A 21,983-nucleotide genomic window follows, 5' to 3' on the forward strand; every position below is an offset into this window, starting at 1 on the left:
GCCCGTTCCGGAAAGCCGTTCGAATACCGGGTAAATAATGCCGTGAACAATTAATCGAACCGGTATTTTATGGATGATGCGGTGCACATCGATACTTCGATTGAAGTGCGATTGAAATGGAAAGAATCATCGAATGACGTGTGCATGCTGCTGCATCGTCTTAATCGATTGGCGATAATAAAATTGAAAGAATAATCCTGTCGATCTGAAGGCTTTCGATGTGTTGCGCCAATGCAGGAAAGGCTTCCTCGTTGTGCAGAAAAGGTAAAATATTCGACGCGACATAGTCGATAAAGCCCGCCTTGCACGAATAATTCCGTTTTCTTTCAAATTCCAGACACTGTCCGCCCTTCGCATCATTGCGGGATTTTTAATATCCGAATGATCTTTGACAACGCGGCGCAGCACCGCCTATTTTTGTCATGGCTCAAGTTTCAGTCATACAAAAGTTGTCCAAACTGCAGGGGGCGCGTCCGGGCATCATTCTCGCCAGCAGTTTGCTGTGTCTGTATCAAGTTCAGTCTCTGAGAAGTCCCATTCCCAACCGCCGACTGCCGACCGTGCAACGCGAGTGGCGGGTCGGCCTGCGCGTGTCGCGGGCGTTGGCGGCCTTTGTGACGCGGTATCCGAAGCCAAAGGAAAGAGATGAAACCAGACAGGAGCAGTACCGGCAGCCGCCGTGTTCGTCGCGGCCGGCTGGCCGGGCTAGGCGCATTGACTGCCATGACACTGGCGCTCGCGGCATGCGGCGGCGACGATTCGTCGTCCGTCGGCGCGTCGAGCCTCGCGCAGGCCACCGCAAGCCAGCAGGCCAGCGCGCACGCGGCCGGCACCCAGGCGCCGGCGGCCAACCAGCCGTACGTCGACCCGGTCGCGTACTCGATGAACGCGACCGACGGCCTCGCGCCGTCGCAGGTGTCCGAGAAAGCGGCCGTCATGCATTACCAGTGGAAAGGCGGCGGCAAGACGATCGACTACACGACCACCACCGGCCACCTGACCGCGCAGGACGCGAACGGTAATCCGGAAGCGTCGATGTCGTATGTCGCGTACACCGCGCCCGGCACGAACGGCAAGCCGCGCCCGGTCACGTTCGTCTATAACGGCGGGCCCGGCTCGTCGTCGATCTGGCTGCGCCTCGGCTCGTTCGCGCCGACCCGCGTGGCCACGCCCGATCCGCTGTTCGGCAACAACTGGCCGAACTACCCGCTCGTCGACAACGCGGAGAGCCTGATCGACACCACCGACCTCGTGTTCATCGACCCGCCCGGCACCGGGCTGTCGGAAGCCGTGTTGCCGAACACCAACCAGAAGTACTGGGGTTCCGACGTGGACGTGAACATCATGCGCGACTTCATCCAGCGCTACCTGAACGTCAACAACCGCGGCACGTCGCCGATCTACCTGTACGGCGAATCGTACGGCACGCCGCGTACCGACATGCTGGCGCTCGCGCTCGAATCGGCCGGCGTGCACCTGACGGGCATCGTGCTGCAGTCGGCGATCCTGAACTACTTCGCGGACGCGGTGGAAGCGGTGGCGATCACGCAGTCGACCGAAGGGCTGCTGCTCGATACCGACACGGTGGCCGGCTATCTGCCCGGCTACGCGGCGGTCGCGGCGTACTTCAACCAGGTGTCGCCGGCGCCGGTGAACCAGGATCTGTACGCACTGCAGACGGAACTGTTCACGACGCTGATCTACAGCCAGCTGCAGAAGTACTCGCAGTCGTGGGTGTTGAGCCAGCTCGGCATTCCGGATGCGCTCGGCACGCCGGTGTTCCCGAGCGATGCGACGCTCAGGCTGTGGTCGATCCCGTCGAGCCTCACGCAGCAGGCGCTGCGCGGCTACTTCAACGCGAATCCGTTCGGCACGAGCCTGCTGCCCGGCACGACGATCGGCCGGTACGACGGGCGCGTGTCGTTGCCGAATTCGGACCCGCGGTTGCAGAACGACGGCGATCCGTCCGACATCCTGATCTCGCAGCCGTTCACGAACGCGCTCGCGACGCAGATGCCGGACTACCTCGGCTATACGGCCCCAAACGCGACGTACCTGCCGCTGAACGACAACATCATCGAGGTCTGGGACTTCTCGCACGACGGCCAGCCGATGCCGGACACGATCCCCGATCTGCTCGGCGCGCTGCAGCTCAACCCGAAGCTTCGCGTGCTCGCGGAGAACGGCTTCCACGATCTCGCGACGCCGTTCTTCAACACCGAGAAGCAACTCGCGCGACTGCAGACGGTGAAGGGCCTGAATCCGAAGCTGCAGGTGAACTTCTTCCAGGGTGGTCACATGATCTATCTGGACGACGTCGCCCGCCCGCAGATGAAGCGGGATTTGCAGACCTTCTACAAGGGCGCGCGGATTCCGACGGCGCTGACGCTGCACACGCTGCCGCCGCCGTGGCCGGATGAAAATGCGCCGAGCGTCCCGACCGGCAGCACGCCAGGCGCGACCGCCGCGACGACGCTGGCGGCAGCCCCTTGAGCGACGGAGTCCTTGTCAAAGGAACCCTCTCTTCATCCATTGAATGCGAGCGATCATGTCCCTAATCCAATTGATGCGGCGTCTGTCTCCGTTGATCGTGCTCGGTGCCGTGATGAGCAGCGCCCATGCGTTGCCGCCGCAGGCGGTGGCGCCGGTGAAGCTGCCGCACGGCGGGCGCGGTGTCGACGGTCCGTTCTTTCCGGCCACGCGGGCGGCGCCGGTGTTGCCGTCGACCGGCGCGACGTTGCAGCAGCAGGCGCAACAGCGCGTCGACGCGCGGCTCGGCGGCAATACCGTGCTGAGCAACGGCGCGGCCGTGACGAAGGCGCAGGCGCAGAGCAGCGGGCTCGGCTTCGTGTCGAAGCACTTCGACGAGATCGATGCGAAGCACACCGGTCGCGTGACGATGAGTGATGTCCGGCAGTTCATCCGGCAGCGGCAGGTGCAGGCGCAGCAGCAACAGCAGGACGAGTGACGTAGCCGGGCTGGGCGGGGGCCGGTGCGATGGCGACCGCACCGGCCCCCGACTATTCAGCTGCGCGGGTGCCGGGGGGCGCCCGGCTTCCGTTGCATGTTTTCATCCCGCATGCCGGAGAAGCGGACGACGGCTTATTCCGTTTGCCGCTTGGCGCGTCGCGGTCCGAAGCGCGCGCGATAGTCGCGCGGCGCGATGCCGACGCGTTTCGAGAACGCACGCTGGAGCGCGTCCACGCTGCCGAATCCCGCGCGTTCCGCGATCCGTTCGAGTGGCCAGTCGGCCCGCTCCAGCAGCGCCTTCGCCCGCTCGACACGCGCGGCCAGCACGTACTGCGCGGGCGACACGCCGGTCTCCTTGAAGAAATGGCGCGCGAAGGTCCGTGCGCTCATGTGCATTCGCGCGGCCAGCGCGGCGACGCCGAGGTCGCCGGCCGGATCGTCGGCGATGTCGGCGAGCAGTGCCCGCATGCGCGGCGTCGCACGAGCCTGGATGTCGAGCCCGACGCTGAACTGCGCCTGTCCACCGGGACGATGCATGAACAGCACGAGTTCGCGTGCGACCGCGAGCGCGGTGGGCGCGCCGCAGTCCGCCTCGACGAGCGCCAGGCACAGATCGATGCCGGCCGTCACGCCGGCCGACGTATGGAACGGCGGGTCGCTCACGTAGAGCGCGTCCGGCTCGATCCGCGCGTCGGGACAGAGCGCCTGTAGCGTCGCGCACTGGTTCCAGTGCGTAGTCGCGCGCTTGCCGTCCAGCCATCCGCCGGCGGCGAGCACGAACGCACCCGTGCAGATACTCGCGATGCGCCGCGTGCTCGCGATCCGCGTGCGGAGCCACGGCAGCACGCCGGCTTCCGACGCGGCGTGCCGCAGCGCCGCTTCATCGCCGCCCGCGACGATGATCGTGTCGATTCGTGCGGGCAGTGCCGCCAGTGCGGCCGCGCCGGCGAGGCGCAGGCCCGCGTGCGTGACGATGTCGTCTCCGTGTTGCGACGCGAGCGTGAGCCGGTACGGGGCGGCGTGCGCCGGAAGATGACGGTTCGCGACCGCGAACACTTCCATCGGCCCCGTGATGTCGAGCGACTGGACACCTTCGAAGCCGACGACGACGACGTCGCGTGCCGAGCAGGTTGACTGGGACATGGCGGAAAGTGCGGTGGAGTTGTCCTTGTGACCGCGAGCATGATCCTTGTAATTTTCCGGACATGCAATCGATCGATACGGGTGGACGATGCGGGAACGGAAGACAGGCAGCGCGGTGTTGCTCGTGTGCGGGCTGCTGGGTGCGTGGGCATTGGGGTGGCCGACGCGGGCGATGGCGGAAGACGCGCCGGCGGCGGCCCGGACGCTGACGATCGACATGCCGAAGGCGGGCCGCACGCGGCCGCTCGTTGCGGTCGTCGCGGACAACGCCGGCACGGAGACGACCGATTTCATCGTTCCGTACGCGATTCTGAAGCGCTCCGGCGCCGTCGATGTCGTCGCCGTGTCGGCCGACGAAGGCACGGTCGAACTGATGCCCGCCCTGCGCATGCTGGCCGATACCACGTTCGACCGGTTCGACGCGACGGTGCCCGCGGGCGCGGATGTCGTGATCGTTCCCGCGCTGCATCGTGCGGACCGGCCGGCCGTGCTGGCCTGGCTACGCAAGCAGGCCGCTGCCGGCGCGACGATGGTGGCGATCTGCGATGGCGCGGAGGTTCTCGCGAATACAGGCCTGCTGCGGCAGCGCACCGCGACGTCGCACTGGTATTCGCGCGAGGGCCTGCGTCGCCGCTTCACCGAGACGAAATGGGTCGACGATCGTCGCTACGTGATGGACGGCAACGTCATGACGACGACCGGCGTGTCCGCATCGATTCCCGCTTCGCTGGCATTGCTGGGTGTGCTGGCCGGACCGAACGCAGCGCGCGAGACGGCGCGGGGCCTCGGCGTGCACGCATGGGGCGATGATCACGACGGTGGCCGGTTCGGGTTGACCGCGCGCGTGGCGGCGATCGCATTGATGAACCGCCTCGCGTTCTGGCGGCACGAGACGTTCGATCTTCCGGTCGACAGCGGGTTCGACGAACTCACGGTCGCGTTGACCGCCGACGCGTGGGCGCGGACCTGGCGCAGTGACGTCGTCGCGACGGCCGATGCGAGCGTGGTCGAGTCGAGGCACGGGCTGCGGCTGCTGGCGCAGCCGGCCGATGTCCGGCACGCGCGTGTGGCGATATCGGCTGGCCGGCGGGGCGATTCGGCGCTGCCCGGCGTGCTTGCCGATATCGCGGCGCGCTACGACGACGCGACGTCCAGCTGGGTTGCGTTGCAGCTGGAGTATCCGAAGTAGCACCCGTCGCGCAGGCTAAGGCGCGATCACCGTCATCCTGAACGGCCCGCCATGTTCCGCCGCATGCACGACCGCGTCGTTCGCGTCGTCGAGCGCGAAAACCGTCACGTCGAAATGCCCGAGGTCGAGCAGTCCGCCGCGGACGAGCCCGGTCATCAGCGTCACGGCTTCCGTCGGGTACATCCATTTGCCGCGCAGCGTGATGTCGTTGCGCATGATCCACGGATACGGCAGCTCGAGCCCGGCTCCGCCGAGCATGCCGACGCCGCCCATCAGCACCACGCGTCCATAAGGACGCACGGCCATCACGGCGGCACGCACCGTCGTCGCCGGCACCGACGGCGGCATCAGGTCGATCACGCAGTCGATCGGCCCCGGCGCCGCCTGCTGCATGCGGATGCGGTCCGCGGTTTCGTCGCCGGCCAGCTCGACCGTGCGTACGCGGTCGCCGAAGCGGCGTTCGAGCTCCGCCAGCACGCGTGCATTGCGGCCGGGCGCGACCACGCATTGCGCGCCCATCGCCAGCGCCACCGCGATGCACGCGCTGCCGAAATTGCCGGTCGCGCCGCTGACGAGCAGGATTTCGCCGGCGCGCAGGTCGGACGCAAGCAGGCCGCCATAAGGCACGAGCAGCGTATTGAGCGCGCACCAGCGCGCGGCGTCGGCCGGCGCGATCGTGCCGACGCGCACCGCGTTCTCGGTCGGCACGCGCAGCCGCTCGGCGAACGGGCCGTCGTGAAAATAGCGCTGCAACTGCTTGCCGCCTTCGCCGCGCGCGCTCCAGCCCTGCAGCACGATGTCGGGCATCCGCGCATCGTCGCGCGAACGCACGGTCGGGTCGCAGAACACCCAGTCGCCCGGCTGCAATTGCGTCGCGTCGGGGCCGGTTTGCCGGACCCGGCCGATCGCGCCGCAACCGGGCACCATCGGCAACTCGATCGGATAGCGGCGCTCGCCGCTGAACACTTCACGCGCATAGGACAGCACCGGCGTCGCGACGACATCCACGACGACCTCGCCGGTGCCGAGCACCGGGTCGGGCATCGTTTCGATCGCGAGCGGCTGGCCGAGCGACTTCAGAATCGCAGCTTTCATGACGCTTCCTGGGGGTAGGGACGCGTCGATTCTGGCAGGCTTAGAATCGGCAACAAGGCCCGGCGCGAACCCAGGATTGGCCGGTACCACCCAGCACGGAGCGAACCCGATGACCGTCACCACGCGAACCCCGTTCGGCGATTTCCTGCGCTCGCGGCGCAAGAAGCTGCGCCCGGATGCCGTCGGCCTGCACGACGGCCCGCGCCGGCGCACGCCCGGCCTGCGGCGCGAGGAAGTCGCGGAACGGGCGGGCATCGGCGTCGACTGGTACGTGCGGCTCGAGCAGGGGCGCGACGTCAACCCGTCGGATGCGACGCTCGACGCGCTGGCGCGCGCGTTGCGGCTCGACAAGGCCGAAGCCGCCCACCTGCGCACGCTCGCGCGGCGCGACGGGTCACGTGCGTTCGTGCCGGAGCGTGTGCCGCCGGCCATCGCGCGGCTCGTCGCGCATCTTCAGCAGCCTGCCTACGTGACCGGCCGGCGCTGGGACATCCTCGCGTGGAATGCCGCCGCGGCCGAGCTGCTCGGCTTCGACCGGCTGGCGCCAGCCGATCTCAACATCCTCGTCTACATGTTCGAGGCGCCGTACGCGCGTGCGCTGTTCGCCGCAGGCTGGGCCGACGAGGCGCGCCGGATGATCGCGCTGTTTCGCGCGAACCACGATCTCTATGCGAGCGACCCGGCGTTCGTCGCGCTGGTGGCGCGCTTGCGCGCCGGCAGCGGTGAGTTCGCGCAGTGGTGGGATGCGCATGACGTGCGCAGTGGCGTGTCGGGCGAGAAGGTGCTCGTGCATGCGCGACACGGCACGCAGCGCTACGAGTACGCGACGTTTCAGGCCAACGACGATCCCGCGCTGAAGCTGGCGATCTATACGCCGGTGAACGGCGATGAACAGACGTGATGCGGAAGTGACCGGCGCCACCTGGCGGCCACGCGGCGAAGCATCGGCTCCGTGCGTGAGCGCAGGTGGTTGGGCGTAATGGCGGGGGCGGCTCAGGCCGCGCGGCGAGCGGACAGCCGGTTCCACAGCATGCCGGAGCGGCTGCCGCTGCGGCAATACGCGAGCACGGGCTTCGGCAGCGTGTCGACCAGTGCGCCGAACGCGTCGACTTCCGCGTCGCCGATGCGGTCGCGCTCGACCGGCAGGTAGCGCGCGTCCATGCCGAGTTCGCGTGCGGCGGCGGCGATCTCCTCGAACGCCGGCTGATCGTCGCCTTCGCCATCCGGCCGGTTGCAGATCACCGCACGGAAGCCCGCATTGCGGATCGCCTTCAGATCGGCCGGCGTGATCTGCCGCGACGCGGTGAAGCCGGTCGCCGCCGCGGCCCGACATTGCTCGATCGCCCGCGCGAAACAGCCGATCGCGAAGTCGACGTCCTGCTCGGTCGAGAAACGCCCGAAGCTGATGCGCACCGTGCGCCCGGCCGTTTCCGCATCGAGGCCGATCGCGGTCAGCACGTGGGACGGCGCGCCGCTGGTCGAATTGCATGCGGAGGTGGACGACACGGCGAGCGCATCGCCGAGCATGAACGGGAAGAAGCCCGGCGCCTGCACCGTCAGGCTCAGCGTGTGCGGGATGCGGCGGGCGGCGGCCGCGTTCTGCGTGACGTCGCCGAGCGCGAACAGCGCGTCGGTCAGCCGTGCGCCGAGCGCCGCGATTCGCGCGCACTCGCCGTCGAGTTTTTCCGCGGCGAGTTCGCACGCGACGCCCATGCCGACGATCTGGTGCGTCGCGAGCGTGCCCGAACGCAACCCGCGCTCGTGGCCGCCACCGTGAATCTGCGGTGCAATCCGGCTCGCGATCTCGCGGCGGACGAACAGTGCGCCGATGCCTTTCGGGCCGTACACCTTGTGGGCGGACATCGACATCATGTCGATGCCGAGCGCGCGCACGTCGATCGGCGTCTTGCCGAGCGCCTGCGCGGCGTCGACGTGGAGCAGCGCGCCGGCGGCGTGCACGATGCGGGCGATCGCGCCGATGTCGGTCAGCGTGCCGATCTCGTTGTTCACGAGCATCAGCGACACGAGGCCCGTGTCGGGGCCGATCGCGGCCGCGACCGCGTCGGCGGTGATTTCGCCGTGCGCGTCGGGTGCGAGGAAGGTGACCTGCGTGCCGTGCTTCGACAGGTTCGCCATCGTGTCGAGGATGGCTTTGTGCTCGAGGCGGCTCGTGATCAGGTGGCGCTTGCCGGTCGCGTGTTCCGCATAGCCCTTCAGCGCGAGGTTGTTCGATTCGGTGGCGCCGGACGTCCAGACGATTTCGTCGGCATCGGCGCCGATCAGGGCGGCGACCTGCGCGCGGGCGTGCTCGACCTTGTCTTTCGCGAGCCGGCCGGCCGCGTGTGAACTGGAGGCGGGGTTGCCGAAGATGCCGTCGAAGCCGAGGCAGGCCGTCATCGCTTCGATCACGCGCGGATCGGCGGGGTCGTGGCTGCGTAGTCGAGGTAGTGCAGCGGGGTGGGTGCGCTCATGTCCGTCTCTTGCTCATTGCGTAGTGACGGAAATGATACGGGGGACAGAAGGGAAAAAGGATCCAAAGTTGGCTGGGAATGCGGCTCGAAGTGGAATTACGTTTTCTTTGTATGTTGAATTGGGGAATTTGTTTCTCCGGCGGTTCGCTGGCTGGAATCGTTGCGATTACATCGCCGCATCGGGGCCGGCTTGAGTCGACAACCGGTGTGCATCCCGCACCCATGCCAGCAGCGCGTGCTCGTACCTCGACGGGATCGTGACCGTGAGTGTCGTGAGGCGGGTGGCGTTGCTCGGCAACTCCAGATAGCGTCGCCAGGCTTTTCGCACAAGTTGCGACATCGCGGAGTGGGTCATGCCGAGTTCGGCGGCCAGCGCCCGTTGGGATCTGCCTTTCACGAAAATCTCGTGCAAGGCCCACTGGTTCAGCGGCTTGGTCCGCGTAGCGTGCAGTCGCAACAGCCGGAACTGTTCGGCGGTCATGCGTCGGGTCGTCGGCATTCAGGGCCGCCCCGAATGTCGAAGCGACGAGATCAATTCCGCGCCGCACGAAGTCTTGTGGCCGTCGAACGCGGCGGCTCCGCCTTCGATGTCGAAGGCCGGGTCGCCTTCGGCGATCGTGCACGCACCATGAATCGGACACGAGCACGCGTCGCCGATACGAGCGACCGCGCGCCCCATCACCGTGCTTTTTCGGGCGCCGGATTCGACCCGGCCGCCGTGGGTATGCTTGTCTTCTACCCGGATAATTCCCCGCATGGGATTCCGTCCTCCAAATGGTTTGAGGTCTGACGCGGCGATCACGTTCGGATGAAGCAATCTGCCGCACCGGTGTGCATCACCACGAATAACCTTGCATGCCGTAATTTGTGTCGTGCCGACGCCCCACCACGGCAGATAGGCATTGTTGCCACCGCGTGCGCGGAACCAGTCCTTGTCGGGATCGATCGGCGTGAGTTTCGACGGTGGCCGGACGACGACCGCGACAGGGTGATCTGGATCGGTCGTGCCGGCGACGAGTGCGTTGCCGCCGAAGTGATTGATCCGGCCGATGGCGAGCGCGACGTCGGTCAATGCGCTGCCTGTTCCCATGTCGCCGAGCAGGGCGGCCGTGTTGAATGTCTGCTTCCGGTGGTCGTATTCGGGAAGGGTTTCGGTCAAGGTTTGTCCGAGCATCGCAAGACGTGCCGATGATGCGTCGCTGCCTTTACCTGCGTCGTGGACGATGTAGTCGAGGTCAGGGACCGCGACGCCGGCATTGCGTGCCGCTTGGTCGATGGTCGCCTTCCACGCCTGCACGGCGCGGGTCGTGCCTGCCTTCTGCGGAAAATCATGCGTGTTGCCAGTGGCGGCCTTGCCGATCCAGGCGAGCGGTTCGCGTTCGGTGTTGAACGTCGGACCAGCGAGGAACAGCGCGACAAGGTTCTCATTGATCTGTGCATCCGTGGGAGGGAAGTTGGGTGCGTCCCAGTTCACTACCCAGACGCTCTTGTCGGGGTTCGCCTGCAAGTAGTCCAGTGCGTTGTTCAGGGATGTGAATCCGGTGTTGGGGCCGCCCTGTGTGACCTGTACGTCGGGGAGCGTGTTGCGGCTCCACATCGTTGGAAAATACCGATTCCCGATCGAAAACGTCCTTCGAATCGAGTCCTGCAAGTAGCTTTGCGATTCGGCCGCGTCGAGTCGTTCCGGAATCGCAAGCTCGACACGGATGCCAGCCAATTCACGCCAGTCCCTTTTATCGTCAGGTTTGACCGTGTAGAAGTATTTCGCGTTGCTCGCGTAGCGTGAGTGAAGCAGTAGCGGAAATTTAGTCATGTACTTGCGATAGAACCCTCTGAATGTTTCTGCGCCTTCGTTTCCATATACCAGCGCGCCAATCGATTGAAGCGTTGTGAAGGACTTCGGATCGGTCCGCACCATGTCGTCGTTCTTGTTCGGAGACGCGAGTCCTTGCGTCCACAGCAGTTGCCATTCGGTCGGGTAGTCCATGCGTTGCAACGGATTCAACCAGATCAAACCTACGACCTGAGCGACGAATGGCTTCGCTGCTTCTTCCGCAGAGGGTCCCGCATGCGTTACAGGTTTCGTCGAAGGTGTCGCGTGCGCCGGCCGTACCGTGGCCGTGGTGAACAGAAGCACCATGAGCGCAGCCAGGCTGGGCACGACTAAAAATCGTTTCATCCAATCTCCTATTTCCAGTTGTGTCGGGTCTGGTTGTTCTACGTGCGCCATTAACGACGCCATGAGTACGGTCGTGATCATCCATGCTGCGAGCGCGACAGCGGCACGTCGCGGCCATGTCGCGATTAGTGCCTTCATATCGTGCCTCCGACCTTCAGATAGAACTGACCTTCTCGTTCATTCGTGATGGCATCCGGCATCTTGCCTTCGCTGCTCTCCGCATGTACCCATTCATGCATCGGAAGTTCGTCAAGTTTTCCGCGCACAAAGTACTCTGTGTATTTCTTGTTCGGGTTGTCGTCGGGAATACCGTCTTCCATCCGCCAATCGGCTTCAATCCGTAGCGCTTTCATTTGCTCGGGCGTCAGATAGCAAACCCCGATCGCCACGTCGTACGCAAGCGCCTTTTTGGCATGATCCGGATTGGTCATCGTCGTGGAGTGATTTGTCGGGCTGTTGGTCGAACCACGATCGAGCCAATCGACAATCTGCTTGTCGCGCCATTCCTTGTAGCCCTCCGGCATTTCGCTCTTGCCGTCCTCGCCGATCACGTGACCATCGCCATCGAGCCATTCCGTATTCAGCGTTCGCCGCGCCTCCATCCGCATCAACGCGCGGTCCTCGTAACGCTGTCCGGCTTCGCTCTCTGCCGTACCTTGCGCGACACTGTCCGCGTTCTTCGCCTCGTACTGATCGTAAGGATCGTCCGCGCGCTTGTCTGCCTCGCTCTTGCTTGCGTCACGCCATGCGGCTGGCGGATCGTTGCCTTCGTTGAAGTCGCTTTTCGCATTGCCGTCCCTCGTTTCGATGGGCTTGCCGAACCGCAACGCTTGCGGCGGGAACGGTTCGTCGAGTGCCGGCGCGTCCGCTACCACGGTCCAGCCCTTCGGCGGAAGGGCGTTCACGCGGAACATATTCAATGCCGAGCTGATCTGGGTCACGAAAAACATGATCGGCGCGGATGCAAGCGTGGCCGCCACCCCGAACACGGACTCGTTTCCCTTGAGCGCACCGATGAGATTGAACTTGGCCGGCGGCGAAGGTGGATACCAGAATCCCGACGTCTTTCCCTTTTGCCGATGCCGCCAGTCGTCTTCCCAATACTGATAGCGTTCCTGCACGCCAACCTGGAAGCCGGAGGCAAAGACGCGTTGCGTCAGCACGCCGGGGACGCTGATATCGTTCAGCTCGTTCTCGTCGATGCCGCGCCAGCCGATACCTTGAACCGTGACCGCCGAAATCACCTGGTCGTGCGGGCAGCAATACGCGGTGACGCGACCATATGTCGATCCGTTCAGGCCGTGGCGGGCCCGATCCTCTTGTGCCGCATAAGACCGCTTGCTGGTCGGCGATACCCGCTCGTTGGCCATGTCTTCATCGATCTTGCCGGCGGGCAGTTCGTAAGCTTTGCGCGTGCCGATGATCGACAGAAACTTGCCGAGCGTTTTCGTGCGGGCGGCGTAGGTCTGCCGTCCGCGACGACCGCTGCCGTCCCTGGTCGCGCGTTGCGACCAGGTATCCATGAACGTATCGGATGGATTCGGGCCGTCTGCGCGCGCAAGGCTGTACGGCGCATTCGCCAGTACATAGGCATCCGCCACGCAATGCCCGCTACGTCCCCACGGATCTTCGACATCGGGCATTGCATCGCCGAAGAACGCCGCCGTCAGGCCCACGATGTTGCCCTGGCTATGGCATACGACGGTAATCGGCACGTCGGCCTGCATGCGGCGAATCGACTCGATCAGCCTCGCCAGGCGCAACGCCGCGAGCACGCCATATGCGCGGGGCGGCGCGCGATATAGCGGCCGGTTGGTCGGGTTGATCCCTTGGACGGTCAACCACCCGGCCGCGCGGTCGTCGAGGCCGTCGTGCCAGAGATCGGGCAGGCTCGCGCAGCCATTCGTGAACGGGCCGCCGCCCCAATAGTCCTTCTCGTTCAGGAAAATCTTGTCGCCATACTCTTTCAACTCTGCGGCGGTTGCCCGATAGCCCCATCGGAAATGAATGACGGGCGAGAAGGACGGATCAGATTTGACGTAGTTGTCCGCAAGCAGCGTCGGATTGAGAAACCCATCCGGCGTCACGCTTTCCGTGTACTTCGCCGGCACCAATTGCCCAGCGTCGATGCCGTGATACATCAATTGATCATCCAGCCGCCCGAGCCGTCGGTTCAGACCTTTGCACAGCCCACGCTCGGCGGCTTCAAACCATTCGCCTTCGGAGTTCACGCCATGAACGAAGATGACGACACCAGGCAACGGCATTTGCTTGATGCAGATCAGCCGCGTGTCTTTCGTCCACATCGAGACCCCGTCGCTCCGACCGACGACGATCTGAGGTGGCTCCGTGCCCGTCGCGGCATGCTCGTCGGTGCGTGCGTCCTCTTCCGGCCGAGGATCGAGAGATGATTCGATCATCCGGACTCCTGCGCTTTTGTTAAACATTCTTCTTGGTGAACTGCACCGCCAGTCTCTCGAACCGGTCGGTATCGACCGCCGGCAGTTCCCCGGCCGTGTCGGTCGTCAAACTCGACAGCGTTCCCGATGCCGTTCGAATCTGTCCTTCGAACCCCGGCGCCGCGTTACCGTCCGTTGGGCGAATCAGCTTCGGGACGCGGCCGAGCGGACGCTGATCGAATGTCGGCAGATCGACGCTCATGCTCGCGGGGCCGTCCCACGCATGACCATCGGATTTCACGGTGAACTTGCCGGGGCATCCCAGTTCGATATCGCTCCCGTGCAGCTTGAGATACGCGCCGCCAGCCGTGACGAATACGACTTCGTCGCTTGCCGTGCCGACAAGCCTGCCGTCGACCGCGGTCAACTGGATGTTTTTGCCGGACTCGATTTGCGTGTCGTCGTGCTGCGATTGAAGGGCCACTTTCCCCTGATGCGCGATCGCCGATACGCCGTCACCATGCGCGAACATCGCGACGCCACGCCCGGCATGCAGATTGATTCGCTCGCCGCTCGTGATTTGCATGTGCTGCTGCGCGATCTGATCGACGTTCTCGCCCGCATACGTGACGTGCGTTTTCGGCGTGACGTTCAGCGACCCGGCTTGCGCGCCGAACGCCATGAACGCGGAGGCGTCGCCGGTGGCGCCGGATTCCGACCGGCCGGGTTTCCAGTGACGGAATGCATTGGCGATGTTGTCCTGGCCGGCCGTGTCGGCGGATTGCCCGCCATGCTGGCCGGCGTGATCGCCGAGCGACTTGAACAGCGCCGTGCATTGATCGAGCAAGCGGATCAATTCGTCGCGATCGAGCTGACCACCGGTTGCATGCGAACGCGCATAGGTCGTCAACAGCATGCCTTGGGCAGCGCGCAACGCCACAGCGGCGTCGGTGCGCAGCTCCGCGCCTTCGCCCCGATCGCTTCCGTGTCCGTCCTTGCGCGGCTGCGTCAGGTAGCCGAGATTCAGCTGGGTATGCGCATGTCCGCTTGCCAGCTGCGCGGAGATTTGCGACGGCGTGTCGTCCAGCCGAAGCTGGTTGTGCCGGCGGCCCCTGATTTCCCGCGTCTTGATCCCGGACACGTAGCGGTTGCCCGGCAGCGCGCCGGTATCGCTGAAAGTCGCGGGTGGGTTCGCGCCGTTGCTCAACACCCCGATGATCACCAGACGGTCGGGATCGCCCGACAGGCTCCCCAGCAAGACTTCCATGCCGACACGCGGCAGGAACAGCGCCCCGAAGCATTCGCCCGCGAGACTTGCCACGACGCGAATCGGCGCGCTGTCGCCGGCCAGCCCGTTCGTGCCGGCGCCTTGCGCGTGAGCGTGGTCCGCCGGATCCAGCCCGTGAATCAGCACACGCACGCGGCCTGCGTTGTCGCACAACACCTCTTCGCCCTGCGTGCCGACGATCGTGCCGGTCAGCAGGTGAACCGGCGGCACGTCGATCGCCGGATCGTAGGCCGGCTTGAGCGGCACACCGCGTTGCACGCACGTGAAACTGTTCTCGTAGCGTGTGTCCGTTTGTCCCGATGCATCGGGCGGCGGGACGGTCGGCGTCAGGTTGCGGCTTGCCGCGAACAGCCCGCTTGCGCGGCCCGACAGGTCTTTCGGCAGGTTGTTCCAGATTTCGTGTCGAATCGACGTGACGACGAACCGACGACGATCGATCGACTTCATATCCAGCTCGGGGTCGCCCGCCAGCGTGAACCCGTGTCCCACGAGCATGTCGCGCACGGTGCCGATGCCTTCGAAGTGCGCGGCTTCGAACTGATGGGCCAGCATCCGGTCGTGCGCGATGCGCGCGTGATCGTTCCACGAGTCGCCGACGTGCGGGATGTCGATCGCGACGTCGGTCAGCAGGCGCGCGAGATCGTTTCCCGACTCGCCCTGATCGATGTCGGCGGCGGCCTCGAAGTCGTCCACGCGAGCGGTCTTGTAATCCCACGACGGGCGGCGGACCTTGCCGGGCGACAGACGCTGGTCGTACGCAAAGAGGGTGACGGTGTCACGTTGCTCGACGCCGGCGTCGCGCGGGTGAAGGCGGACGGTGCCGGCCGGCGCGTCCGGCAGACGATGCGGATCGTCGCAGAACACGAGCGTGTGAATCGGCCGCTCGTCGGCCACGCCGCGTCTGCCGTCGACCGGGGCGGCCTTCGCGAAAACCGTGATGCCTTCCCGGCGCAGCAGACGCCGGATGAAGCGCGCGTCGGATTCGTTGACTTGCCGCGTCAGCTCGCGTGCCGGATAGCGATCGGCCTGCAACGTCGACAGGTCGAAATCGAACGTGCGCGCGAGCGCGGGGCTACGCTGTTTCCACTCGTTCATCAGCGTCGCCAGAATGTCCGGCACGCTGCGCGAGCGGAACAGGCGGGCGTTCGTGCGACGGTCCATCAGCGACAGGGCGTCGCAAACGTGCAGCTGATAGACGGTCAGTTCGCCGTCTGATTGCCCGGCTCGCACTTCGCGCACGATCGCGTTGATGGCCTGGATGTTGCCCCGGTCGGTCGTCAGCCGGACCGATACGGGCAAGCCGAGAAACAGCGCAGGCGGCAGATGGTCGTAGGTGGACACGCAGGTCAGTTGCCCTTCGATGCCCGACATCAGTCCCTCGCGGATATCGGCGTGATGGAGCGCCAGCAGATGGCCGACCGCGCGTTGCGCCTGCCCGAAATGGAGGGAGACTGGACGCTTGTTCTGGTCGACCAGACCCGACGCAAAGTTTCTCAAAGTTGCTGCTATCGACATAACGACAATCTCGTTATTTTTTGTTCCGGATTCGGATGGATTCGAATCCGCCTCTCAGGGTGGCAATGCGACGGCACTTGGAATTTCGGTGCGAAGAATAGCAAGCTATTTCTATCTCTATTCGATATTTTTATTTTGAGATGGAAAATTATTTCTTTTGAAACAATGGTTAATGTTTGTTTTGGTTAGGTGGTGTTTTTGTTTCGATGGGGATATGTCGAGGAAGTTATTTTGGATTGGTATTTGTTGTGACTCGTTTTTCCATATCATCGAAATAGGGGATTTTTTGTCAGGACATGATTGAATTGGAGAATGAGAGTTCGGAATTGTCCCGAATCAAAATGAGCAACGGTACGTCACGCCATTGAAATTGGCGCGAGCGGGCTTGTGTACTGGCGCGCGATGTGCACGTCCGCCGATCGGATGCCGGAAAAATGCATCTTTCAACATACAAATTCGCCGCTGGATGGTTCGGTCAGCGCCCATTGACGTGCCGCCGGGCGACAAGGAACCTGTGACGAGGCATGCCGGCATCGGCGAATTTCGAACGGCGGGTGCGTTGCCGATCATTCCACCCTATAGTGCTCGTCGTTGATCGATCCGCAAGCAATCGGGGGTTCGTCGTGTTTCGCCGGAAATTCAAATTGGGTTGTTCGCGCTTCGCGTGCATCGTCGCCGTGACGACGATGCTGGCGCCCGTCGCGGTGCATGCGGAGGGGGAGGCTGTCGATGGCACGACGCACGTCGCGTCGGCTGTCGATCACGACACGTCACCGGCACGACCGATTGTCGGCGACGATCCGGTTGCCATCCGGAATGCGCTGCAGAAGGTGCACATCGGCACGCTCTCACCTTCGTTGCGCGATCGCGTTCGCGGCGCGGTCGCCGGTGCCGCCGGCCGGCACGGCCCGACGAATCCCGACCTGGCGGCCGTCGGTCTCGATCGTGACGTGACGTTCGTGGTGCCGGTGCGGTACGGGCTGAGATACCGGTCGCGGCGGCAACTGCTGACGCTGGATGTCGACCTGTTCGATGCGGAGCGCGACGGCCGGGACGGCATCCTGCTCCACAAGGTGACGACGGGGCCGCGAGGGCGCGGGCTCGTGATTGCACCGGAAGCGAAGGCAAAAGGGTACATCCAGCACGTCGACATCATCGAACTCGAGGCCGGGCAAGGCAAAAAGACCACGGTTCGGAGCCGCATGCGGCTTTCCCCCGCCGAGTACGCGCAAACGCATGGCGACTTCGCGCTTGTTTTTTCCGGACGCCTGGTTCGGCCTTACCTGACCGAACAAACCGAACATGCCGATCCGAGTATCGAGGAGCCGACGGACATTTCGACGAGGATCTCCACGTTGCATATGGATCTCCGCGACATCTGGCTGGTGAGTCCGTCGAGCGGCGTCGTGGTGTCGAAGAAGCTGGGGTTGTCGAAGTAGCGGGATTCGGCGGGCGGGTCATGCAGTCATACAGGCGCGCGGAGAGGAAAGGACCGGGTCGGCGAAGCCCTCCGCCCGAAGAACCCCTTTCCGGGGCTGCTTGTTCAACATCGGTGGCAATGCGATAACCAAAGCCGATTCTGTCATTAGACGATATTTTTCCTGGTAAGTGAGCGGTAAGTCGACTGGTCCTACAGTAGCCCCCGTTTCGACCCTCGACTCCAGGAAACGATTGTGAAAATTGCCTCTCGCCGCGCCCGCCCGTTATGGCTGATTGCCGCTTCATTCGCACTTTCATCTGTTTCCGCGTGGGCGGACGACGGCATGAGCCCACCCGACCCAGACAATACGGGGCTGACCATCCTCAACAACGCGACGAACGTCACGCACTGGGGATTGGGCGCCGGCGTCGGCATCGAGCCGTCGGCCTACAAGGGCGACGGCACCCGTGTATTGCCTTTTCCGCTGGTCTACTTCGACAACAAGTGGGTGCAGGCCATCGGCACCACGGTCGATCTGAAAATCGGTAGCTGGAGCGGCGTCAATCTCGCGCTTCGTGGCCAGTTCTCGCTGTTCGACGGATACAAGGGCTCGGATGCGCCGATCCTGAACGGCATGGAAAATCGCAAGGGCGCGTTCTGGTACGGCCCTGCGCTGTCATGGAACACCGGATTCGGCACGTTGTCGGGCAGCTTCCTGCTCGGCGGAAACAAGGGCGAGCGCGCGAAGATCGGCTTCGAGAAGGCGTTCGCCGTCGGCGCATTTTCGATCGCGCCACATGTCGGCGTGGAATGGCTGAGCAACAAATACGTCGACTACTATTACGGCGTGCGACCATCCGAGGCGCGTGCCTGGCGCGCCGCCTACAGCGCGGGTTCGGCCGTGAACGTGTCGGCCGGCACGCGTGTCGACTACCGGTTGACGAAGCAGCAGACGATGTTCGTGGACGTGGGCGTGTCGCGTCTCGGCGACGGCATCACCGACAGTCCGCTCGTCGGCAGGCGGTTCATTCCGGAGGCCAGGATCGGCTACATGTATCGGTTCAAGTGAGTGCGAGCATGCCAAGAGTGGCGATTGTCGAGGATCACGAGCGTCTGGCCGGCCTGTTGTCGCAGGCGTTGGCCGCGGCGGGAATCGAATCCGACCGGTTCGGCAATGCTCGGGAAGCTGCTTACGGTGTCGACCGGGCCGATTACGCGCTGCTGATCATCGATCGCGGATTGCCGGACGGAGACGGTCTGGCGTTCTTGCGGACACTGCGTGCGGCGGGGCGCATGATGCCTTGCCTGATGCTGACGGCGCGCGACGCGTTGCATGACCGCATCGACGGACTCGAAAGCGGCGCCGACGACTATGTGACCAAGCCGTTCGAAATGAGCGAACTCGTCGCGCGCGTCCGTACGCTGATGCGGCGCCCGGCGCGGCTCACGACGCTCGTCGCGTCGTTCGCGGACGTGACCGTGGACCCGCCCCAGCGCGCGATGCGCTGTGGCGACCGGACGGTGCTACTGGCGCCGGCCGAGCTGCAGATCATGCTTTGCCTGATCGAAGCCGCGGGCCGCACCGTCCGGCATTCGAACCTCGAGCATGCCGCATGGGGGCTCGCGGAAGCGGTCACGCCGAATGCACTCGAGGTGACCGTGCACCGCTTGCGCAAGAAACTGACGGCGATCGGCGCGACGATGCGGCTCACCAATATCCGCGGCGCCGGCTTTGCGCTGCGAGACGCGTGACGATGCTTCGCCGCGTGTCGCACGTGGCTACTCCCTCGTAAGAAAACCGCCATGTTTCGTCATTGGGCCCTGCGTCTGTCGACGCGTCTGTGGGTGACCAACGTTGCCGCGTTCGCCATCAGCCTGGCGCTGCTGTCCGCGCTTTCCGTGTATTTTCTGGATCGATATCCCGAGTTCCTGGGACGGCGCCAGCAGATGGAGAGCATCCGTCATATCGTGGCCGGGATGCGTTTCGATGCGGCCGGGCGCCCGGCATCCGTGCGATTGGGCGAGCATCCGGCGGTGATGTTCCGGCTCTTGCCGGCCGACGTGAAGTATCGGGTGCTCGATGCGACGGGGAAGGTGTTGTTGGCGTCGGTGCCTTCGAACGAAGATCGACCGTGGCTGACGGAGGACCTCGCGACGGTGGCAGGCAAGGTGCTGCCCGCCACGATCGACGGCAAGGCGTACGCGGTCGCGACGCAGCGCGCGTTGAACGGGAGCGTCGTCTATTACGTGCAGGTGGCGCACAGCAACCAACTCGTCGATGCGCTCGTCAGGACGCGGATCGATCCGATCCCGAAGACCGTCGTTTATGTGCTGGTCATTGCGACCGTCATTTTCGGACTGACGCTGCCGTTGACGATCGGTCACGTGCTGAAGCCGTTGCGGGAGGTATCGCGTGCCGCGCGGGAAATCGAGCCGCGCAACCTGAAGACGCGGCTGTCGTCAGCCGGGATTCCCAGCGAGATCAAGCCGCTGATCGATGCGTTCAACGACGCGCTGACCCGGCTCGAGAACGGCTTCGCGGTGCAGCAGCAGTTTCTGGCCGATGCCGCGCACGAGTTGCAGACGCCGCTCACGCTCGTCAGAGGGCAGATCGAGTTGCAGCCCGACATCAGCCAGAAGGCGCTTTTGCTTCGCGAGATCGATCTGATGGCCCGGCAGGTGAAGCAACTGCTGCATCTGGCTGAAGTCAGCGAGGCGCAGAACTTCAGTTTCGGCGACGTGAATGGTGCCGACGTCGCGCGGGACATCGTGAGCTTGCTGGCCGGCAAGGCCGATGCGAAGCAGGTGACGCTTCATATCGAAGCGCGTGATTCCGTGGCACCCATACGCGCGGACGGCGGGGCGCTTTTCATCCTGCTCAAGAACCTGCTCGAGAATGCGATCAACGCGTCGCCGTCGGGCGGGGTCGTGGTGCTGACTGTTCTTGATACGGCGATTCATGTCGAAGATGAAGGGCCGGGGATTCGGCGAGAACATCTTCCGCTGGTCTTCGATCGATACTGGCGGGCGCCGGATTCGCGGTATGACGGTGCGGGGCTCGGCTTGGCCATCTGCAAGGAGATTGCCGAGGCCCATCAATGGACACTGACGGTCGATGTGCTGGCGACGGGGACGCGGTTCAGTGTCCGGTTTTAGCCGGATACGACGGGATTCCGACCCTCATACGAGGCGCTCGGTGGAGGTGGGGCGGGCGGGGGGCGCCTGTCCCGCAGAAGTACTGCTTTTCACAGACTCCTTGTTCGCCGCCGATTTTTCGATATAATGAATCCACGTTCGGAATGTCGAACGTGAGAAATCAAGCATCCAGAGTCGGGTTTCCCGACGCCAACCTGCCCTCCCGGGCAAGGTGGACGCCCTCGAGGCGATGCGGCCGATTGACGGCAACGAAACGGGAGCAGCATGGCTGGCACCGGTTCGATAACCATTCATCCGGAGCAACCATGAGCCAAGTTTCCTCCGCTTCCCGCCCGACGGTCTGTGAAGACTGGTCGCATTTTCTTCCCGGTTTCACGTTGACGCATACGGTTCATCTCGTTTCGAGACGGAATCCGGGCATCGTTTCGACCGCGGCGGCCGTGCTCGAAGGTGAAACGGCGACGGTCGATCGGTGGGCCATCACGCGCTGTGGCGACGTGCTCGAACAGAAGATCGTGCTCGGCGAGATGACGGAAGGGCAAGCGGTGCGGCTGCGTGAACGGCTTGCCGCGCTGGAGGGGGTGCTTCGCACGAAGGTCGAGCATCATTTTGTTCGGGGTGGTTCTGGACATGCGTCGGAGAAAGGTCGTTAGACGATACATTTGCGTCGCCACCGCATTTGCTGACATGACTTCTCGCGGCGTGATGCCTGAACGATTACTCCCGGACGTCGCAATAGACCGCCAGATTTCGCTCAGATCGAACCAAGTCGAGGTCCTGAATTTCCTCAAACTGCTCGATTGCTGCTATGTAGTCGGGAGGAAGTTTTGCCGCACGAGCCCCGTACAACACGTGATATTTGTACCAGTGGTACGGCCTTAGTCCCAGCTCTGTCTTGGTTGCGAAGTAAGTGAATGCGGTAACGACTCCTTGGTCAGTCTGAACTTGAACTTCTTGCAGCTCAGAGGTGCGGCTGGCATCTTCGTATTTGTCCAAGGCCGGCAAACTGCTGGTATCAATAGCAAAGAGTACCCCCCACACGTGATGCCCCGGTTTTCCAGTGAAATTGCAATCGCAATTGCCTGAGTCATCTATGGAAGCTTTGTCGAACGTGAGTTAAATCCATCGGGGTATCCATTCGCGATATGCCGAATCGGT

At 64.0% G+C, this 21,983-nt stretch carries 16 protein-coding genes, 2 pseudogenes and 1 riboswitch; of the genes and pseudogenes, 9 read left to right on the forward strand and 9 right to left on the reverse strand.

What is annotated here, in order from left to right:
- Positions 1–645 precede the first annotated feature (645 nt).
- A complete protein-coding gene (locus tag SY91_RS28120) occupies positions 646–2,493 on the forward strand; it encodes a S10 family serine carboxypeptidase-like protein (RefSeq protein WP_043886922.1) in 1,848 nt (615 codons plus the stop codon).
- Between the two features lie 55 nt (positions 2,494–2,548).
- The gene (locus SY91_RS28125) at positions 2,549–2,968 is read left to right on the forward strand and encodes a 2-oxoglutarate dehydrogenase (RefSeq protein WP_226239597.1); all 420 of its coding nucleotides are present in this window, start codon (positions 2,549–2,551) and stop codon (positions 2,966–2,968) included.
- Between the two features lie 134 nt (positions 2,969–3,102).
- Here the strand turns inward: SY91_RS28125 and SY91_RS28130 are convergent, their stop codons facing one another.
- A complete protein-coding gene (locus SY91_RS28130) occupies positions 3,103–4,113 on the reverse strand; it encodes a GlxA family transcriptional regulator (protein WP_043886926.1) in 1,011 nt (336 codons plus the stop codon).
- An 88-nt stretch (positions 4,114–4,201) separates the two neighbouring features.
- Between SY91_RS28130 and SY91_RS28135 the strand changes: the two genes are divergently transcribed.
- Entirely contained in the window at positions 4,202–5,302 is a 1,101-nt protein-coding gene (locus tag SY91_RS28135; RefSeq protein ID WP_043886928.1) for a DJ-1/PfpI family protein, read from the forward strand.
- A gap of 15 nt (positions 5,303–5,317) precedes the next feature.
- Here the strand turns inward: SY91_RS28135 and SY91_RS28140 are convergent, their stop codons facing one another.
- The gene (locus tag SY91_RS28140) at positions 5,318–6,397 is read right to left on the reverse strand and encodes an alcohol dehydrogenase catalytic domain-containing protein (RefSeq protein WP_023475332.1); all 1,080 of its coding nucleotides are present in this window, start codon (positions 6,395–6,397) and stop codon (positions 5,318–5,320) included.
- A gap of 109 nt (positions 6,398–6,506) precedes the next feature.
- Between SY91_RS28140 and SY91_RS28145 the strand changes: the two genes are divergently transcribed.
- Positions 6,507–7,298 (forward strand): helix-turn-helix transcriptional regulator, encoded by a 792-nt coding sequence (locus tag SY91_RS28145; protein WP_023475333.1) that lies wholly within the window; start codon positions 6,507–6,509, stop codon positions 7,296–7,298.
- 92 nt (positions 7,299–7,390) lie between these two features.
- On the opposite strand, the pseudogene SY91_RS28150 reads toward SY91_RS28145, so the two are convergent.
- From SY91_RS28150 to SY91_RS28175, 6 genes and pseudogenes are all read right to left on the reverse strand, one after another.
- Positions 7,391–8,868: pseudogene (locus tag SY91_RS28150) on the reverse strand (aminotransferase class V-fold PLP-dependent enzyme).
- 166 nt (positions 8,869–9,034) lie between these two features.
- On the reverse strand, positions 9,035–9,349 hold the full coding sequence (locus tag SY91_RS28155; protein WP_023475335.1) for a TrfB-related DNA-binding protein: 315 nt from the start codon (positions 9,347–9,349) through the stop codon (positions 9,035–9,037).
- Positions 9,350–9,367: 18 nt separating this feature from the next.
- Positions 9,368–9,625 (reverse strand): PAAR domain-containing protein, encoded by a 258-nt coding sequence (locus SY91_RS28160; protein WP_043886930.1) that lies wholly within the window; start codon positions 9,623–9,625, stop codon positions 9,368–9,370.
- A gap of 79 nt (positions 9,626–9,704) precedes the next feature.
- A pseudogene (locus SY91_RS28165) lies at positions 9,705–11,047 on the reverse strand (virulence factor).
- 134 nt (positions 11,048–11,181) lie between these two features.
- Positions 11,182–13,353 (reverse strand): membrane protein, encoded by a 2,172-nt coding sequence (locus SY91_RS28170; protein WP_043886959.1) that lies wholly within the window; start codon positions 13,351–13,353, stop codon positions 11,182–11,184.
- Positions 13,354–13,486: 133 nt separating this feature from the next.
- A complete protein-coding gene (locus tag SY91_RS28175; RefSeq protein ID WP_023475339.1) occupies positions 13,487–16,249 on the reverse strand; it encodes a type VI secretion system Vgr family protein in 2,763 nt (920 codons plus the stop codon).
- Between the two features lie 686 nt (positions 16,250–16,935).
- Here SY91_RS28175 and SY91_RS28180 point away from each other — a divergent pair.
- The 5 genes from SY91_RS28180 to SY91_RS28200 all read left to right on the forward strand — a co-directional run bounded on the left by SY91_RS28180 (position 16,936) and on the right by SY91_RS28200 (position 21,478).
- Complete coding sequence (locus tag SY91_RS28180) at positions 16,936–17,688, forward strand: hypothetical protein (protein ID WP_260632496.1); 753 nt, start codon at positions 16,936–16,938, stop codon at positions 17,686–17,688.
- Positions 17,689–17,922: 234 nt separating this feature from the next.
- Positions 17,923–18,738: a MipA/OmpV family protein gene (locus SY91_RS28185; RefSeq protein WP_043886935.1), complete on the forward strand. Its 816-nt coding sequence runs from the start codon at positions 17,923–17,925 to the stop codon at positions 18,736–18,738.
- A gap of 8 nt (positions 18,739–18,746) precedes the next feature.
- Positions 18,747–19,421, forward strand: a complete 675-nt coding sequence (locus SY91_RS28190; protein ID WP_043886937.1) for a response regulator transcription factor — start codon at positions 18,747–18,749, stop codon at positions 19,419–19,421.
- Between the two features lie 51 nt (positions 19,422–19,472).
- Entirely contained in the window at positions 19,473–20,825 is a 1,353-nt protein-coding gene (locus SY91_RS28195) for an ATP-binding protein (RefSeq protein WP_043886939.1), read from the forward strand.
- A 159-nt stretch (positions 20,826–20,984) separates the two neighbouring features.
- Positions 20,985–21,088: riboswitch (SAM-I-IV-variant riboswitch) on the forward strand.
- Positions 21,089–21,130: 42 nt separating this feature from the next.
- On the forward strand, positions 21,131–21,478 hold the full coding sequence (locus SY91_RS28200) for a hypothetical protein (protein WP_023475344.1): 348 nt from the start codon (positions 21,131–21,133) through the stop codon (positions 21,476–21,478).
- A gap of 64 nt (positions 21,479–21,542) precedes the next feature.
- Here the strand turns inward: SY91_RS28200 and SY91_RS35250 are convergent, their stop codons facing one another.
- On the reverse strand, positions 21,543–21,866 hold the full coding sequence (locus tag SY91_RS35250) for a gamma-glutamylcyclotransferase (RefSeq protein ID WP_260632462.1): 324 nt from the start codon (positions 21,864–21,866) through the stop codon (positions 21,543–21,545).
- Between the last annotated feature and the right edge of the window lie 117 nt (positions 21,867–21,983).

The organism is Burkholderia cenocepacia (assembly GCF_014211915.1).
GTDB classification, from domain to species: Bacteria; Pseudomonadota; Gammaproteobacteria; order Burkholderiales; family Burkholderiaceae; genus Burkholderia; species Burkholderia orbicola.

Coding starts and splice junctions, on each gene's coding strand:
- SY91_RS28140 (WP_023475332.1), bottom strand. CDS start 6,397: ATGAAAGCTGCGATTCTGAAGTCGCTCGGCCAGCCGCTCGCGATCGAA.
- SY91_RS28155 (WP_023475335.1), bottom strand. CDS start 9,349: ATGACCGCCGAACAGTTCCGGCTGTTGCGACTGCACGCTACGCGGACC.
- SY91_RS28130 (WP_043886926.1), bottom strand. CDS start 4,113: ATGTCCCAGTCAACCTGCTCGGCACGCGACGTCGTCGTCGTCGGCTTC.
- SY91_RS28160 (WP_043886930.1), bottom strand. CDS start 9,625: ATGCGGGGAATTATCCGGGTAGAAGACAAGCATACCCACGGCGGCCGG.
- SY91_RS28125 (WP_226239597.1), top strand. CDS start 2,549: ATGTCCCTAATCCAATTGATGCGGCGTCTGTCTCCGTTGATCGTGCTC.
- SY91_RS28120 (WP_043886922.1), top strand. CDS start 646: ATGAAACCAGACAGGAGCAGTACCGGCAGCCGCCGTGTTCGTCGCGGC.
- SY91_RS28195 (WP_043886939.1), top strand. CDS start 19,473: ATGTTTCGTCATTGGGCCCTGCGTCTGTCGACGCGTCTGTGGGTGACC.
- SY91_RS28190 (WP_043886937.1), top strand. CDS start 18,747: ATGCCAAGAGTGGCGATTGTCGAGGATCACGAGCGTCTGGCCGGCCTG.
- SY91_RS28175 (WP_023475339.1), bottom strand. CDS start 16,249: ATGTCGATAGCAGCAACTTTGAGAAACTTTGCGTCGGGTCTGGTCGAC.
- SY91_RS28200 (WP_023475344.1), top strand. CDS start 21,131: ATGAGCCAAGTTTCCTCCGCTTCCCGCCCGACGGTCTGTGAAGACTGG.
- SY91_RS28135 (WP_043886928.1), top strand. CDS start 4,202: ATGCGGGAACGGAAGACAGGCAGCGCGGTGTTGCTCGTGTGCGGGCTG.
- SY91_RS28170 (WP_043886959.1), bottom strand. CDS start 13,353: ATGTGGACGAAAGACACGCGGCTGATCTGCATCAAGCAAATGCCGTTG.
- SY91_RS28145 (WP_023475333.1), top strand. CDS start 6,507: ATGACCGTCACCACGCGAACCCCGTTCGGCGATTTCCTGCGCTCGCGG.
- SY91_RS28180 (WP_260632496.1), top strand. CDS start 16,936: ATGCTGGCGCCCGTCGCGGTGCATGCGGAGGGGGAGGCTGTCGATGGC.